Annotated in this window: 15 protein-coding genes and 2 tRNA genes; 12 read left to right on the top strand and 5 right to left on the bottom strand. The window is 56.7% G+C overall.

The annotated features are described in order from the left end of the window. Positions 1-10 precede the first annotated feature (10 nt). Together BM007_RS21450 and BM007_RS21455 are read left to right on the top strand one after the other, a co-directional pair. Positions 11-87 (top strand) — tRNA-Asp (locus BM007_RS21450). A gap of 52 nt (positions 88-139) precedes the next feature. Then, positions 140-215 (top strand) — tRNA-Trp (locus tag BM007_RS21455). Between the two features lie 100 nt (positions 216-315). On the opposite strand, the gene hdfR is transcribed toward BM007_RS21455, so the two are convergent. Next, positions 316-1,137, bottom strand: coding sequence for an HTH-type transcriptional regulator HdfR (gene hdfR / locus BM007_RS21460; protein ID WP_024907953.1), 822 nt, complete (start codon positions 1,135-1,137; stop codon positions 316-318). Between the two features lie 118 nt (positions 1,138-1,255). Between hdfR and BM007_RS21465 the strand changes: the two genes are divergently transcribed. Beyond that, a complete protein-coding gene (locus tag BM007_RS21465) occupies positions 1,256-1,594 on the top strand; it encodes a MaoP family protein (RefSeq protein ID WP_008501577.1) in 339 nt (112 codons plus the stop codon). Positions 1,595-1,623: 29 nt separating this feature from the next. Here the strand turns inward: BM007_RS21465 and BM007_RS21470 are convergent, their stop codons facing one another. Next, complete coding sequence (locus BM007_RS21470) at positions 1,624-3,144, bottom strand: YifB family Mg chelatase-like AAA ATPase (RefSeq protein ID WP_090420895.1); 1,521 nt, start codon at positions 3,142-3,144, stop codon at positions 1,624-1,626. Between the two features lie 341 nt (positions 3,145-3,485). On the opposite strand from BM007_RS21470, the gene ilvL reads away from it, so the two are divergent. The 7 genes from ilvL (at position 3,486) to ilvA (ending at position 10,036) form a co-directional block, all read left to right on the top strand. After that, positions 3,486-3,584 (top strand): ilv operon leader peptide, encoded by a 99-nt coding sequence (ilvL, locus tag BM007_RS21475; protein ID WP_001311244.1) that lies wholly within the window; start codon positions 3,486-3,488, stop codon positions 3,582-3,584. A gap of 86 nt (positions 3,585-3,670) precedes the next feature. Beyond that, positions 3,671-3,721, top strand: a complete 51-nt coding sequence (gene ilvX, locus BM007_RS23285) for a peptide IlvX (protein WP_166792073.1) — start codon at positions 3,671-3,673, stop codon at positions 3,719-3,721. A gap of 2 nt (positions 3,722-3,723) precedes the next feature. Then, positions 3,724-5,370 (top strand): acetolactate synthase 2 catalytic subunit, encoded by a 1,647-nt coding sequence (gene ilvG / locus BM007_RS21480; protein WP_090420897.1) that lies wholly within the window; start codon positions 3,724-3,726, stop codon positions 5,368-5,370. Beyond that, positions 5,367-5,630 carry an acetolactate synthase 2 small subunit gene (gene ilvM / locus BM007_RS21485; RefSeq protein WP_006179206.1) on the top strand — a complete coding sequence of 88 codons (264 nt, stop codon included), beginning with the start codon at positions 5,367-5,369 and terminating at the stop codon, positions 5,628-5,630. Before ilvG ends, ilvM begins: the two co-directional genes overlap by 4 nt. 18 nt (positions 5,631-5,648) lie before the next feature. Beyond that, the gene (ilvE, locus tag BM007_RS21490; RefSeq protein ID WP_023309654.1) at positions 5,649-6,578 is read left to right on the top strand and encodes a branched-chain-amino-acid transaminase; all 930 of its coding nucleotides are present in this window, start codon (positions 5,649-5,651) and stop codon (positions 6,576-6,578) included. A gap of 60 nt (positions 6,579-6,638) precedes the next feature. Further along, a complete protein-coding gene (gene ilvD / locus BM007_RS21495) occupies positions 6,639-8,489 on the top strand; it encodes a dihydroxy-acid dehydratase (protein ID WP_032646098.1) in 1,851 nt (616 codons plus the stop codon). Between the two features lie 2 nt (positions 8,490-8,491). Next, a complete protein-coding gene (gene ilvA / locus BM007_RS21500) occupies positions 8,492-10,036 on the top strand; it encodes a threonine ammonia-lyase, biosynthetic (protein ID WP_024907958.1) in 1,545 nt (514 codons plus the stop codon). Positions 10,037-10,069: 33 nt separating this feature from the next. On the opposite strand, the gene ilvY is transcribed toward ilvA, so the two are convergent. Beyond that, complete coding sequence (gene ilvY / locus BM007_RS21505; RefSeq protein ID WP_023333829.1) at positions 10,070-10,960, bottom strand: HTH-type transcriptional activator IlvY; 891 nt, start codon at positions 10,958-10,960, stop codon at positions 10,070-10,072. 152 nt (positions 10,961-11,112) lie between these two features. Between ilvY and ilvC the strand changes: the two genes are divergently transcribed. Beyond that, positions 11,113-12,588 (top strand): ketol-acid reductoisomerase, encoded by a 1,476-nt coding sequence (ilvC, locus tag BM007_RS21510; RefSeq protein ID WP_090420900.1) that lies wholly within the window; start codon positions 11,113-11,115, stop codon positions 12,586-12,588. A gap of 86 nt (positions 12,589-12,674) precedes the next feature. Here the strand turns inward: ilvC and ppiC (BM007_RS21515) are convergent, their stop codons facing one another. Together ppiC (BM007_RS21515) and ppiC (BM007_RS21520) are read right to left on the bottom strand one after the other, a co-directional pair. After that, on the bottom strand, positions 12,675-12,956 hold the full coding sequence (gene ppiC / locus BM007_RS21515) for a peptidylprolyl isomerase PpiC (protein ID WP_008501570.1): 282 nt from the start codon (positions 12,954-12,956) through the stop codon (positions 12,675-12,677). Positions 12,957-13,006: 50 nt separating this feature from the next. Then, positions 13,007-13,288 carry a peptidylprolyl isomerase PpiC gene (gene ppiC / locus BM007_RS21520; protein WP_004886860.1) on the bottom strand — a complete coding sequence of 94 codons (282 nt, stop codon included), beginning with the start codon at positions 13,286-13,288 and terminating at the stop codon, positions 13,007-13,009. A 112-nt stretch (positions 13,289-13,400) separates the two neighbouring features. Here ppiC (BM007_RS21520) and rep point away from each other — a divergent pair, with 112 nt between their 5' ends. Beyond that, the gene (gene rep, locus BM007_RS21525) at positions 13,401-15,425 is read left to right on the top strand and encodes a DNA helicase Rep (protein ID WP_032646096.1); all 2,025 of its coding nucleotides are present in this window, start codon (positions 13,401-13,403) and stop codon (positions 15,423-15,425) included. The last annotated feature ends 34 nt before the right edge of the window (positions 15,426-15,459 follow it).

Here is a 15,459-nt window from a genome sequence, read left to right on the forward strand (position 1 = left end):
AGTCTTCGGTGGAGCGGTAGTTCAGTCGGTTAGAATACCTGCCTGTCACGCAGGGGGTCGCGGGTTCGAGTCCCGTCCGTTCCGCCACTTATTAAGACATTAAGCCTGCCCTATCGGCAGGCTTAATGGCAAAAACTTTAGGGGCGTAGCTCAGTTGGTAGAGCACCGGTCTCCAAAACCGGGTGTCGCGAGTTCGAGTCTCTCCGCCCCTGCCATATAGAATCCTTTGCTTCGGCAAAGGATTTTTTTTTGCCTGAAGCGCTGCAGAAAACGCTCTTCTTAATTTTTCAGCCAGCATTCCTGCTGGCTGATATATCAATCCATTACATTGATTTTTAACAGATCTTTTATCTGTGATTGCTTATCACTGTTTTGCAGCCAAATCGCATACAGCGGCCTGGTAAGCGTGGTGGAATCCAGCACCGTATGCAGCCCCGCTTTAGTATCTGCCCAGCGAACAGGTAACCAGGTACAACCTCTCAGCAAGGGCAGCTGCTGACAGGCGATCTCCGCAGAGCTGGTCGTTAACTGCGGAACATCATCAGGTGCAATCAATCCCGTCTCATGCTGCTGAAAATCTGGCCCCCATTCCAGGCGCAAATAGGTCAGGTCTGCCTTCATCATTGAAGGTTCAGAGGCATAAAGCGCCAGTCCAAACTGACCCACAATCTGGCTACTAAATTCGTCCATCTTGGGGGCTTCGGTTGTGATCAGAAGATCAAGCTGGCGCTCATGAAGTTGCTTAACCAGCGACTGCCGTTGCGCAATCCTGGCTTCGAATTGCAGGTGACTGTGTGAATGATAAAGCCGGGTAAGCCACTGACTTAGCATACATTCCCACAGGGAAGCGCTGGCCCCTATCGAGAACTCATTATGCCTCGACGTATGTGCCACCTCTTTGCGTGCCGCCTGCCAGGTATTCATAAGCGTTTCAGCGTACGGCAGCAGTTTCTCGCCGGCAGGCGTTAAGCGAATATTGTTACGATGGCGGGTAAAAAGATTCACACCCAGTTGATTTTCCAGCTGTCGAATACGAAAACTGACGGCTGACTGCGTCAGGTAAAGGGCTTCAGCTGCTCGCCCAAAGTGGCGTGTTCTGCTCACTTCAAGGAAAGTTTTAAGCAATTCCGTATCCACATCTTTCTCCGCAAAATTATTTGTCGTTATGATTTAAATGTTTTGTTTTACACTCTGTCAAGCGTAACTAATACTCCGCGCCATAAATAGCTCGGCCAAAGAATTAGGAGCGTGTAGGATGGCGGAAAGCTTTACGACGACTAATCGTTTTTTCGACAATAAACATTATCCGCGCGGGTTCTCTCGTCACGGCGATTTCACCATCAAAGAAGCTCAACTGCTTGAGCGCCATGGTTATGCCTTTAACGAGCTGGATCTGGGTAAGCGTGAACCTGCAACCGAAGACGAAAAACAGTTTGTTTCTGTTTGCCGTGGTGAGCGTGAGCCGCAGTCTGAAGCGGAACGTGTGTGGATCAAGTACATGGCGCGCATTAAGCGTCCAAAGCGCTTCCATACGCTGTCTGGCGGTAAGCCGCAGATGGAAGGTGCAGAAGACTACACCGAGTCTGATGACTAAGATGATAAGAAGGGGCTACGGCCCCTTTTTTATGCCAGCAACTTCTGCAGATGCAGCAGCAAACGATCGATAGCGCGATAGCTCAGCGCCTCCTGCAAATGTTTCCTCTCAATGTCAGTGCACCCCTCCACGTCAGCAATGGTTCTGGCGACTTTCAACAAACGCTGCCACGCACGTATGGATAGCCCGAACCGCGTCAACGTCTCCTCCAGCCATCCCGCATCCTCAATGTTAAGAGAACAAAACTGCCGGATCCCGGCATTATCCAGCCGCGCATTTAGCCTGTTCTGACGGGCGTACTGCCGCTTCTGGGCTGCAATCACCCGCTCGCGTACCTCTGCTGAGCTTTCACCCGTGATGCCCGTTTGCCTGAGCAGGCCCGGTGGAGGAAGCGGGATTTCGAGAGATAAATCGAAACGGTCGAGGAACGGGCCGGATAACTTACCGAGATAGCGCAATGTCTGCTCTGGCGTACAGCGGTTATGGTTGCCCTGGTAGTGGCCCGTCGGGCTGGGGTTCATCGCGGCGACCAGCTGAAACTGCGCGGGATAGCTTATTTTGGCCCGCGTGCGTGAGATATGTATCTCGCCGGATTCAATGGGCTCCCGCAGTGCATCCAGCACGCGGCGCTCAAACTCCGGCAATTCATCAAGAAACAGAATGCCATTGTGTGCCAGCGAGATCTCACCCGGCCCGGGGATAGACCCACCGCCGACCATTGCCGTCAGTGAAGCGCTATGATGCGGGGATCGAAAAGGGCGACGGCGCCACTGCTTTTGCAACGATGCAGAACTGATGAGGCTGTATATGGCGGCACTTTCCAGCGCTTCATGATTATTGAGCGGTGGAAGCAACCCACTCAATCTGCTCGCCAACATGGTTTTACCCGTACCCGGCGGACCAATTAACAGAAGATTGTGTCCCCCTGCAGCCGTAATCTCCAGCGCCCGTTTCCCTTGTTCCTGCCCCATAATCTCGCTGAGATCCTCTGGAGCATCCGCTATAACATCATCACACTCCTCCGGCTCGGACAGTTCATGTCGCCCTTCCAGCCATGCACAAACTTCCTGTAAATGCCCCGCGATGAGGCATCCTTTTTCCGCGATAAGACTCACTTCTGATGCGTTTTCATTGGCCACAATGATTTGCCGCCCTGCACGTATGGCTTCCAGCGCTCCCGATATCGCCCCGGGAACGCCTCTTAACGCGCCTGTAAGCGCGAGTTCGCCAACGAACTCATACGAGCCTAGCCGTGTCGTATTAAGCTGCTCAGAAGCCGCGAGAAGGGCAATTGCGATAGGTAAATCGTATCGTCCCCCCTCTTTAGGCAGATCGGCAGGAGCAAGGTTGATGGTGATCTTCTTCGCGGGGAAGGCATAACCGCTATTTATTATTGCGCTGCGGACTCGATCCCTGGCCTCTTTAACCGTCGTTTCAGGTAACCCGACAAGCGTGAGTCCGGGCAGCCCATTACTTAAATGCACCTCTACGGAAACAAGCGGTGCCTTTACCCCGAGAGCCGCACGCGTATAAACAACTGACAGTGACATTTGCACTACCTCCTGGTGTGACTATGTCAGTGCTCGTTATATTTGTTTAGCGCCATTTCGTGAATTTACGCCGCTTGTTCAGGGATTTTAATGGTGTATTGCAACAATCTCATAATCGTGGAAACCTCCTCGCAGAACGTAAAAAATCCTGTTCTGACGGTTAGCGCCACAGTAAAAAAATGAAAAATATTCATTTTCTAATTTCCGTATATAAAACAACGCTTTTAAGAAATATGATTCGCGGACTAACCAAATCCGTCATAAATAAATCTTGTGTTTGATTTAAAAACTGTGATAACTCTTTAGGTATTCCTTCGAACAAGATGCAAAAAGAACTGAAAATGACAGCCCTTCTACGAGTGATTAGCCTGGTCGTGATTAGCGTGGTGGTGATTATTATCCCACCGTGCGGGGCTGCACTTGGACGAGGAAAGGCTTAGAAATCAAGCCTTAACGAACTAAGACCCCCGCACCGAAAGGTCCGGGGGTTTTTTTATGACTAAAAAACGCAAATGAGGAGCAGAGCATGACGACTAGCACAAAATTCTGTTTCTCCCGATTTATGACGGGGAACTAACTATGAATGGGGCACAGTGGGTAGTACATGCGTTGCGCGCGCAGGGAGTCGAGACAGTATTCGGTTATCCGGGTGGCGCAATTATGCCGATTTACGATGCACTGTATGACGGCGGCGTGGAACATCTCTTGTGCCGACACGAGCAGGGCGCAGTGATGGCGGCCATTGGTTACGCCCGCGCGACCGGTAAAACCGGCGTGTGTATGGCGACGTCAGGTCCTGGCGCAACTAACCTCATCACCGGCCTGGCTGACGCGCTGCTGGATTCTGTTCCCGTTGTCGCCATCACCGGGCAGGTGGCGTCTCCGTTCATCGGTACCGACGCTTTTCAGGAGGTCGATGTACTGGGTTTATCGCTGGCCTGCACCAAACACAGTTTCCTCGTTCAGTCTTTGGAAGAGCTGCCGCGCGTCATGGCTGAAGCATTCGAGGTAGCCAGCTCCGGCCGCCCTGGCCCGGTTCTGGTGGATATCCCGAAAGATATCCAGGTCGCACTCGGCGAACTGGAGCCGCACTTCTCCACCGTTCGAAGCGACGACGCGTTTCCGCATGCGGCAGTTGAAGAGGCGTGTCAGATGCTGGCGCAGGCAAAACAGCCGATGCTGTACGTTGGCGGTGGCGTAGGCATGGCGCAGGCCGTTCCCGCCCTGTGTGAATTTATTGCGGTAACGCAAATGCCTGCCACCTGCACGCTGAAAGGGTTGGGTGCGGTAGATGCAGACTACCCGTACTATCTGGGCATGCTCGGGATGCACGGCACTAAAGCGGCAAACCTGGCGGTGCAGGCGTGCGATCTGCTCATCGCCGTCGGTGCCCGTTTTGACGACCGCGTTACCGGCAAACTGAATACCTTCGCGCCGAACGCCAAAGTCATCCATATGGATATCGACCCGGCGGAGATGAATAAGCTGCGTCAGGCGCACGTCGCGCTGCAGGGCGATCTCAATGCGCTGTTACCGGCATTGCAGCAGCCGCTGGATATCAACGCATGGCGTCAGCACACCGCCGATATGCGCGCTGAACACGCCTGGCGTTACGATCACCCGGGCGAGGCCATCTACGCGCCGCTGCTGTTGAAGCAGTTGTCCGACCGTAAACCGACAAACAGCGTGGTGACGACCGATGTCGGCCAGCATCAGATGTGGTCAGCCCAGCACATGACCTACACCCGTCCGGAGAATTTCATCACGTCCAGCGGGTTAGGGACGATGGGCTTCGGTCTGCCAGCCGCCGTTGGCGCACAGGTTGCCCGCCCGAACGATACCGTAATCTGTATCTCCGGTGACGGCTCCTTCATGATGAACGTTCAGGAGCTCGGCACCGTTAAGCGTAAGCAGTTGCCGCTGAAGATCGTGTTGCTCGACAACCAGCGTTTAGGGATGGTTCGTCAGTGGCAACAGCTGTTCTTCCAGGAGCGCTACAGCGAAACGACGCTCACCGATAACCCCGATTTCCTCACGCTGGCCAGCGCCTTTGGCATCCCTGGTCAGCACATCACCCGTAAAGATCAGGTTGAAGCGGCGCTCGACACCATGCTGAACAGCGAGGGGCCTTACCTGCTTCATGTCTCAATCGATGAACTCGAGAACGTCTGGCCGCTGGTACCGCCTGGTGCCAGTAACTCACAAATGATGGAGAAATTATCATGATGCAGCATCAGGTCGCCGTACAGGCTCGCTTCAACCCGGAAACCTTAGAGCGCGTTTTGCGTGTGGTGCGTCATCGTGGTTTTCAGATTTGCTCTATGAATATGGAGACGGCCACTGACGCCCAAAACATCAGTATCGAATTAACCGTTGCCAGCCCGCGGTCGGTCGACTTACTGTTTAGTCAGTTATCAAAGCTGGTAGACGTTGCCCATGTTGCCATCTGCCAGAGCACAACCACATCACAACAAATCCGCGCTTAAGCGTGACAGGACGAAAAAATGACGACAAAAAAAGCTGATTACATTTGGTTCAACGGTGAGATGGTTCGCTGGGAGGACGCGAAGGTCCATGTGATGTCCCACGCGCTGCACTACGGTACCTCCGTATTTGAAGGCATCCGCTGCTACGATTCCCACAAAGGGCCAGTGGTGTTCCGCCATCGCGAACACATGCAGCGTCTGCATGACTCAGCCAAAATTTATCGTTTCCCGGTTTCCCAGAGCGTCGACGAGCTGATGGAAGCCTGTCGCGACGTGATTCGCAAGAACAACCTGACCAGCGCCTATATTCGCCCGCTGGTGTTTGTGGGCGACGTCGGTATGGGCGTGAACCCGCCCGCTGGCTATACCACGGATGTGATCATTGCCGCGTTCCCATGGGGTGCCTACCTGGGTGCTGAAGCCCTGGAGCAGGGGATCGACGCAATGGTCTCTTCCTGGAACCGCGTTGCGCCAAACACCATCCCGACCGCCGCGAAAGCGGGCGGTAACTACCTCTCTTCACTGCTGGTAGGTAGCGAAGCGCGCCGTCACGGCTATCAGGAAGGTATCGCCCTGGACGTAAACGGCTACATCTCAGAAGGTGCGGGTGAAAACCTGTTTGAAGTGAAAGACGGCATCCTGTTTACGCCGCCATTCACCTCGTCCGCGCTGCCGGGCATCACCCGTGACGCCATCATCAAGCTGGCGAAAGATCTGGGTATCGAAGTGCGCGAGCAGGTGCTGTCTCGCGAATCCCTGTATCTGGCCGATGAAGTCTTTATGTCCGGTACCGCGGCTGAAATCACGCCGGTGCGCAGCGTAGACGGTATCCAGGTGGGCGAAGGCCGCTGTGGCCCGGTCACCAAACGCATTCAGCAAGCGTTCTTTGGCCTCTTCACCGGCGAAACAGAAGATAAATACGGCTGGTTGGATCAGGTTAATCACTAAGTATAAATTTGGGACGGCACGCACCGTCCCATTACATAGTCAGACGGGAGTAAATAAAGCATGCCTAAGTATCGTTCAGCCACCACCACCCATGGCCGTAACATGGCGGGTGCCCGCGCACTGTGGCGCGCCACCGGAATGACCGACGCCGATTTCGGTAAGCCGATTATCGCCGTGGTGAACTCCTTCACCCAGTTCGTTCCGGGCCACGTTCACCTGCGCGATCTGGGTAAGCTGGTTGCCGAGCAAATCGAGGCCTCCGGCGGCGTGGCGAAAGAGTTCAACACCATTGCGGTGGATGACGGTATCGCGATGGGGCACGGGGGCATGCTCTATTCACTGCCGTCGCGCGAGCTGATCGCCGACTCGGTGGAGTACATGGTTAACGCCCACTGCGCCGATGCAATGGTCTGTATCTCCAACTGCGACAAAATCACCCCGGGGATGCTGATGGCCTCCCTGCGCCTGAATATTCCGGTGATCTTCGTCTCCGGTGGCCCAATGGAAGCGGGGAAAACCAAGCTCTCCGACAAAATCATCAAGCTCGACCTGGTCGATGCGATGATCCAGGGCGCGGACCCGAAAGTCTCTGACGAGCAGAGCGACCAGGTGGAACGCTCCGCGTGTCCGACCTGCGGCTCCTGTTCCGGGATGTTCACGGCGAACTCCATGAACTGCCTGACCGAAGCGCTGGGCCTTTCTCAGCCGGGCAACGGCTCGCTGCTGGCGACCCACGCCGACCGTAAGCAGCTGTTCCTCAATGCCGGTAAACGTATCGTTGAGCTGACCAAACGCTACTACGAGCAGGACGACGCCAGCGCGCTGCCGCGCAGCATCGCCAGCAAAGCGGCGTTCGAGAACGCCATGACGCTGGATATCGCCATGGGCGGTTCCACCAACACCGTTCTGCACCTGCTGGCCGCCGCGCAGGAAGCCGAAATCGACTTCACCATGAGCGACATCGACAAGCTGTCCCGTAAAGTGCCGCAGCTGTGTAAGGTCGCGCCGAGTACGCAGAAGTACCACATGGAAGACGTGCACCGTGCCGGTGGCGTCATCGGTATCCTCGGCGAGCTGGATCGCGCCGGGCTGCTGAACCGAGACGTGAAAAACGTCCTCGGCCTGACGTTGCCGGAATCGTTGGACCAGTACGACGTGATGCTGACCAAAGACGACGCGGTGAAAAAAATGTTCCGCGCGGGTCCTGCCGGTATTCGCACCACCCAGGCATTCTCGCAGGACTGTCGCTGGGACACCCTGGACGATGACCGCGCCGAAGGCTGCATCCGCTCGCTGGAACACGCCTACAGCAAAGACGGCGGCCTGGCCGTGCTGTACGGTAACTTTGCGGAAAACGGCTGCATCGTGAAGACCGCTGGCGTGGACGACAGCATCCTGAAATTCACCGGCCCGGCGAAAGTGTACGAAAGCCAGGATGAAGCGGTAGACGCCATCCTCGGCGGCAAAGTGGTGGAAGGCGACGTGGTTGTCATCCGTTATGAAGGGCCGAAAGGCGGCCCGGGCATGCAGGAGATGCTCTACCCAACCACCTTCCTGAAATCGATGGGCCTCGGTAAAGCCTGCGCGCTGATCACCGACGGGCGTTTCTCCGGCGGCACCTCTGGTCTCTCCATCGGCCACGTTTCACCGGAAGCAGCAAGCGGCGGCAACATTGCCATCATCGAAGACGGCGACCTGATCGAAATCGACATTCCGAATCGTGGCATTCAGCTCAAGCTTACCGACCAGGAGATCGCGGCCCGTCGTGAAGCCCAGGAGGCCCGCGGCGACAAAGCCTGGACGCCGAAAGATCGCCAGCGCGAAGTCTCCTTCGCCCTGCGCGCCTACGCGAGCCTTGCCACCAGTGCAGATAAAGGCGCGGTGCGCGATAAATCGAAACTTGGGGGCTAATGATGGCCGAGTCGCAACCCTTATCCGCCGCCCCCGAGGGGGCGGAATACCTGAGAGCGGTGCTGCGCGCGCCGGTCTATGAAGCCGTGCAGGTTACGCCCCTGCAGAAAATGGAAAAACTCTCTTCGCGCCTCGACAACGTGATCCTGGTCAAGCGCGAAGACCGTCAGCCGGTGCACAGCTTCAAGCTGCGCGGCGCCTACGCGATGATGGCCGGGCTGACCGACGAGCAGAAAGCGCGCGGCGTGATTACCGCCTCGGCGGGCAACCACGCCCAGGGCGTTGCGTTCTCGTCTGCCCGTCTGGGGCTGAAAGCGCTGATCGTGATGCCGGTCGCAACCGCGGACATCAAAGTCGATGCGGTGCGAGGTTTCGGCGGCGAAGTGCTGCTCCACGGGGCTAACTTCGACGAAGCCAAAGCCAAAGCGATCGAGCTGGCGCAGCAGCAGGGTTTCACCTGGGTGCCGCCGTTCGACCACCCGATGGTGATTGCCGGGCAGGGCACGCTGGCGCTTGAACTGCTACAGCAGGATGCCCATCTCGATCGCGTGTTTGTGCCGGTCGGCGGCGGCGGCCTGGCTGCGGGCGTGGCGGTGCTGATCAAACAGCTGATGCCGCAGATCAAAGTCATCGCCGTTGAAGCGGAAGACTCTGCCTGCCTGAAAGCGGCGCTGGATGCGGGTCACCCGGTAGATCTGCCGCGCGTCGGGCTGTTTGCCGAGGGCGTGGCGGTGAAGCGCATTGGGGATGAAACCTTCCGCCTGTGCCAGGAATATCTCGACGATATCGTCACGGTTGATAGCGATGCTATCTGCGCGGCGATGAAAGATCTGTTCGAGGATGTGCGCGCGGTGGCGGAACCTTCCGGCGCGCTGGCGCTGGCGGGGATGAAAAAATACATCGCGCAGCACAACATTCGCGGCGAGCGGCTGGCGCACGTGCTGTCTGGTGCCAACGTGAACTTCCACGGTCTGCGCTACGTTTCCGAGCGCTGCGAGCTGGGCGAACAGCGTGAAGCACTGCTGGCGGTGACCATCCCGGAAGAGAAGGGCAGCTTCCTGAAGTTCTGTCAGCTGCTGGGCGGTCGTTCTGTGACGGAATTTAACTACCGTTTTGCCGATGCCAAAGACGCCTGTATTTTTGTCGGCGTGCGCCTGAGCCGCGGCGTGGAGGAGCGCAAAGAGATCCTCAACCTGCTGCATGAGGGCGGCTATAGCGTGGTCGATCTCTCTGACGACGAGATGGCGAAGCTGCACGTGCGCTACATGGTCGGCGGGCGTCCATCGAAGCCACTCAGGGAACGTCTGTTCAGCTTCGAGTTCCCGGAATCGCCGGGCGCGCTGCTCAAGTTCCTGCACACGCTGGGCACGCACTGGAACATCTCTCTGTTCCACTACCGCAGCCACGGCACCGACTACGGGCGCGTGCTGGCGGCGTTTGAACTGGGCGAGCACGAGCCGGATTTCGAAACACGGCTGAACGAGCTGGGCTATGAGTGTCACGACGAAACCCATAACCCGGCCTTCCGCTTCTTCCTCGCGGGCTAAGGTCTGGCCGGGTAAGCGCAGCGCCACCCGGCTTTAGTGGTTCGGCAATATCGTCCAGAACGCATCAATAAGCGGCTCATGCAGCCGCTTTTTTTGTGCGCACACGCCAAGCTCAAACGGCGTCTTCTCGTCGCTGCGCTCCAGAATCATTACGCGATTGCGCACCGGTTCCGGGCTATTTTCCAGCACCACTTCCGGCAGCAGCGCCACGCCGCAGCCCAGCGCCACCATCGACACCATCGCCTCATGGCCGCTGACCGTGGCGTAAATCGACGGGTTGCTGATTTTCTGACGGCGGAACCACAGCTCGATGCGGCGACGCACCGGCCCCTGATCGGCCATGATAAACGGCACCGTGGACCAGTCCGGTTTTTCCACCGACACCTGATTACGCACCGGGCAGGGCAGCGCGGGGGCAATCAGTACTACTGCCAGATTCTCCAGCATCGAGAATGCCACCGCGCCCGGCAGGGTTTCCGGCTTCCCGGCAATGGCGAGATCCGCTTCGCCCGTCACCACTTTCTCCATTGCGTCGGAGGCGTCGCCGGTAGTGAGTTTAATTTCAACCGACGGATGCGCCGCGCGGAAGCGGTCGAGAATGGGCGGCAGATGGCTATAGGCGGCGGTCACGGAGCAGAAAATATGCAGCTCACCGGAAAGTGACGGCCCCTGCTGGTCAATCGAGTGACGCAGCTGCTGGTACTGCAACAGCGTCTGCTGGGCAAAAATGCGCAACTCTTCGCCCGCTTCCGTGAGGGTGACGGTGCGGTTGTCGCGCACGAACAGCGGCTGGCCGAGGTCTTCCTCAAGGCGCTGGATCTGGCGCGAAAGCGTGGAGGGGCTAACGTGCATCGCCCGCGCGCTGCGGCCAAAGTGACGGCTTTCCGCCAGGTGCAGGAACATTTTCAGATCGCGTAAATCCACTGATTCCACTCCCTCTTTTTATATTGCAAAAATTGCAACGTGACGTTGTGAATATATCAATTTCCGCAATAAATTTCCTGTTGTAATGTGGGTACATTCTCGCTGAAACGCGAACCGAACAATAAGACACACAACATCACGAGGTATCACCCATGGCTAACTACTTTAATACACTGAACTTGCGCCAGCAGCTGGCGCAGCTGGGCAAATGCCGCTTCATGGCGCGCGACGAATTTGCCGATGGCGCGAGCTACCTTCAGGGTAAAAAAGTGGTCATCGTCGGCTGTGGCGCACAGGGTCTGAACCAGGGCCTGAACATGCGTGACTCCGGTCTGGATATCTCCTACGCTCTGCGTAAAGAAGCGATTGCCGAGAAGCGTGCTTCCTGGCGTAAAGCGACCGAAAACGGCTTCAAAGTGGGTACCTACGAAGAGCTGATCCCGCAGGCGGATCTGGTGGTTAACCTGACCCCGGACAAACAGCACTCAGACGTTGTGCGTTCCGTACAGCCGCTGATGAAAGACGGTGCCGCGCTGGGTTACTCCCACGGCTTCAACATCGTTGAAGTGGGCGAGCAGATCCGTAAAGACATCACCGTAGTGATGGTGGCACCGAAGTGTCCGGGTACGGAAGTACGCGAAGAGTACAAGCGTGGCTTCGGCGTGCCGACGCTTATCGCAGTTCACCCGGAAAACGATCCGAAAGGCGAAGGCATGGCGATTGCCAAAGCATGGGCAGCGGCGACCGGCGGCCACCGTGCGGGCGTGCTGGAATCGTCCTTCGTTGCCGAAGTGAAATCTGACCTGATGGGCGAGCAGACCATTCTGTGCGGCATGCTGCAGGCCGGTTCTCTGCTGTGCTTCGACAAGCTGGTGGAAGAGGGTACCGACCCGGCCTACGCGGAAAAACTGATTCAGTTCGGCTGGGAAACCATCACCGAAGCGCTGAAGCAGGGCGGTATTACGCTGATGATGGACCGTCTGTCCAACCCGGCAAAACTGCGTGCTTACGCGCTGTCTGAACAGCTGAAAAACATCATGGCGCCGCTGTTCCAGAAACACATGGACGACATCATCTCCGGCGAGTTCTCTTCCGGTATGATGGCGGACTGGGCGAACGACGATAAGAAACTGCTGACCTGGCGTGAAGAGACCGGTAAGACTGCGTTCGAAACCGCGCCGCAGTATGAAGGTAAAATCGGCGAGCAGGAGTACTTCGATAAAGGCGTCCTGATGATCGCGATGGTGAAAGCAGGCGTTGAGCTGGCGTTCGAAACCATGGTGGATTCCGGCATCATCGAAGAGTCTGCGTACTACGAATCACTGCACGAGCTGCCGCTGATTGCGAACACCATCGCCCGTAAGCGTCTGTACGAAATGAACGTGGTGATCTCTGATACCGCAGAATACGGTAACTACCTGTTCTCTTACGCCTGCGTACCGCTGCTGAAAGAGTTTATGACCACTCTGCAGACGGGCGATCTGGGCAAAGCGATTGCTGAAGGTGCCGTGGACAACGCGCAGCTGCGCGACGTGAACGAAGCGATTCGCAGCCACCAGATCGAGAAAGTGGGTCACAAACTGCGTGGCTACATGACCGATATGAAGCGTATCGCGGTAGCGGGCTAACAATCTTGTCGGGTGGCGCTTCGCTTACCCGACCTACAAAACCGTAAGATGTAGGCCGGGTAAGGCGCAGCCGCCACCCGGCTTTTTTATTTGCGATACAGCACTTTAATCACGTGGTAGCCGAACTGCGTGTGCAGCGGGCCGGTTGGCTCCAGCACCGGGCAGGAGAAGACCACTTTATCGAACGCCGGTACCATCTGACCCTGGCGGAATTCACCCAGATCGCCGCCGCGTTTGCCTGACGGACAGATAGAGTGCTTCTTCGCCAGTTTGCCGAAGTCGGCGCCGTTTTTGATCTGCTCCAGAAGATCCAGAGCCAGTTTCTCTTCTTTAACAAGAATATGCAGTGCTGCTGCTGTTTTTGCCATGATCGTGCCTTGAATAGGTTGAGATAAATCGGGGCGCAATATACCACGCGTCAGCGGCGATAAAGCACCTTAATGATATGGTAGCCAAATTTGGTTTTTACCGGGCCGTAGGGCTTCAGAAGCGGGCAGCTAAAGACCGCCTGATCGAACGGGCCGACCATTGCACCTTGTTGAAACTCCCCAAGATCACCGCCATTGCGCCCGGACGGGCATTTAGAGTAACGCTTCGCCAGATGATCAAAGCTGATGCCGCGCTCCAGCTTGGCCAGGATCTCCTGAGCCAGTTTCTCTTCTTTTACCAGAATATGCAGGGCTGCTGCGGTCTTTTTCATGGTTCTGCTCTAAGGGTTAAACGCGATTTCTCCACTTTATCATTAGCCGGTAAATCTGCGCCCGGCTTTCTGCTACAATCCACACCCCGTTCGAAGATTGAGCAATACTCCCATGCGTTTAAACCCCGGACAACAACAAGCGGTCGAATTCGTTACTGGACCATGCCTGGTGCTGGCAGGGGCCGGTTCGGGTAAAACCCGCGTGATCACCAACAAAATCGCCCATCTGATCCACAACTGTGGGTATCAGGCGCGACACATTGCGGCGGTCACCTTTACTAATAAAGCGGCGCGCGAGATGAAAGAGCGTGTCGGTCAGACGCTGGGCCGTAAAGAGGCGCGCGGCCTGATGATCTCCACCTTCCACACGCTGGGACTGGATATCATCAAACGCGAGTATGCGGCGCTGGGAATGAAGTCCAACTTCTCGCTCTTCGATGACACCGATCAGGTGGCGCTGCTCAAAGAGCTCACCGAGGGGCTGATCGAAGATGATAAAGTGCTGTTGCAGCAGCTGATCTCGACGATCTCGAACTGGAAAAACGATCTGATGACGCCGGCCCAGGCCGCGGCGATCGCCAAAGGCGAACGGGATCGCATCTTCGCCCACTGCTACGGTCTGTACGATGCACATATGAAAGCGTGCAACGTGCTGGACTTCGACGACCTGATCCTGCTGCCGACGCTGCTGCTGCAGCGTAATGAAGAGGTGCGCGAGCGCTGGCAGAACAAAATCCGTTACCTGCTGGTGGATGAGTATCAGGACACCAACACCAGCCAGTACGAGCTGGTGAAGCTGCTGGTGGGGCAGCGCGCGCGTTTTACCGTGGTAGGCGACGACGACCAGTCAATTTACTCCTGGCGCGGCGCGCGCCCGCAAAACCTGGTGCTGCTGAGCAAAGATTTCCCGGCGCTGCAGGTGATTAAGCTAGAACAGAACTATCGCTCCTCCGGGCGTATCCTGAAAGCAGCTAACATCCTGATTGCCAATAACCCGCACGTGTTTGAGAAGCGTCTCTTCTCCGAACTGGGCTACGGCACGGAGCTGAAAGTACTCAGCGCCAACAATGAGGATCATGAAGCGGAGCGCGTGACGGGCGAACTCATCGCCCACCACTTCGTCAACAAAACCGAATATAAGGATTACGCGATCCTCTATCGCGGCAATCACCAGTCGCGCGTCTTTGAAAAGATGCTGATGCAGAACCGCATTCCGTACAAAATCTCGGGCGGCACGTCGTTCTTCTCACGACCAGAAATCAAAGATCTGCTGGCCTATCTGCGCGTGCTCACTAACCCGGATGACGACAGCGCGTTTCTGCGCATCGTGAATACGCCAAAACGCGAGATTGGCCCGGCGACGCTGCAAAAGCTCGGCGAGTGGGCGATGACCCGCAACAAAAGTATGTTTACTGCCAGCTTCGACATGGGGCTGAGCCAGACGTTAACCGGACGCGGGTATGATTCATTAACGCGGTTCACCCACTGGCTTGGCGAAGTGCAACGTCTCGCGGAGCGCGAGCCGGTGGCGGCGGTGCGCGATCTTATTCACGGCATCGACTATGAGTCCTGGCTGTACGAAACTTCGGCCAGCCCGAAAGCGGCTGAGATGCGCATGAAGAACGTTAACCAGCTCTTCAGCTGGATGACCGAAATGTTGGAGGGCTCTGAAATCGACGAGCCGATGACCCTGACGCAGGTGGTCACCCGCTTTACCCTGCGCGACATGATGGAGCGGGGCGAGAGCGAAGAAGAGGCCGATCAGGTACAGCTGATGACGCTGCACGCGTCAAAAGGTCTGGAGTTCCCGTATGTCTATCTGGTCGGTATGGAAGAGGGGTTGTTACCGCATCAGAGCAGCATTGATGAAGACAACGTCGACGAGGAGCGCCGCCTGGCCTACGTGGGGATCACCCGCGCGCAGAAAGAGCTGACGTTCACACTGTGTAAAGAGCGCCGTCAGTATGGCGAACTTGTCCGCCCGGAGCCGAGCCGTTTCCTGCTGGAGCTGCCGCAGGATGACGTGATTTGGGAACAGGAGCGCAAAGTGATTACCGCAGAAGAGCGGATGCACAAGGGGCAGGCTAACGTGGCAAATATCCGCGCCATGCTGGCAAAAGCCAAAGAGAAAGGATAATGATGAGTAGGCCGGGTAAGGCGGAGCCGCCACC

The organism is Enterobacter sp. NFIX59, from assembly GCF_900113755.1.
GTDB classification, from domain to species: domain Bacteria; phylum Pseudomonadota; class Gammaproteobacteria; order Enterobacterales; family Enterobacteriaceae; genus Enterobacter; species Enterobacter pseudoroggenkampii.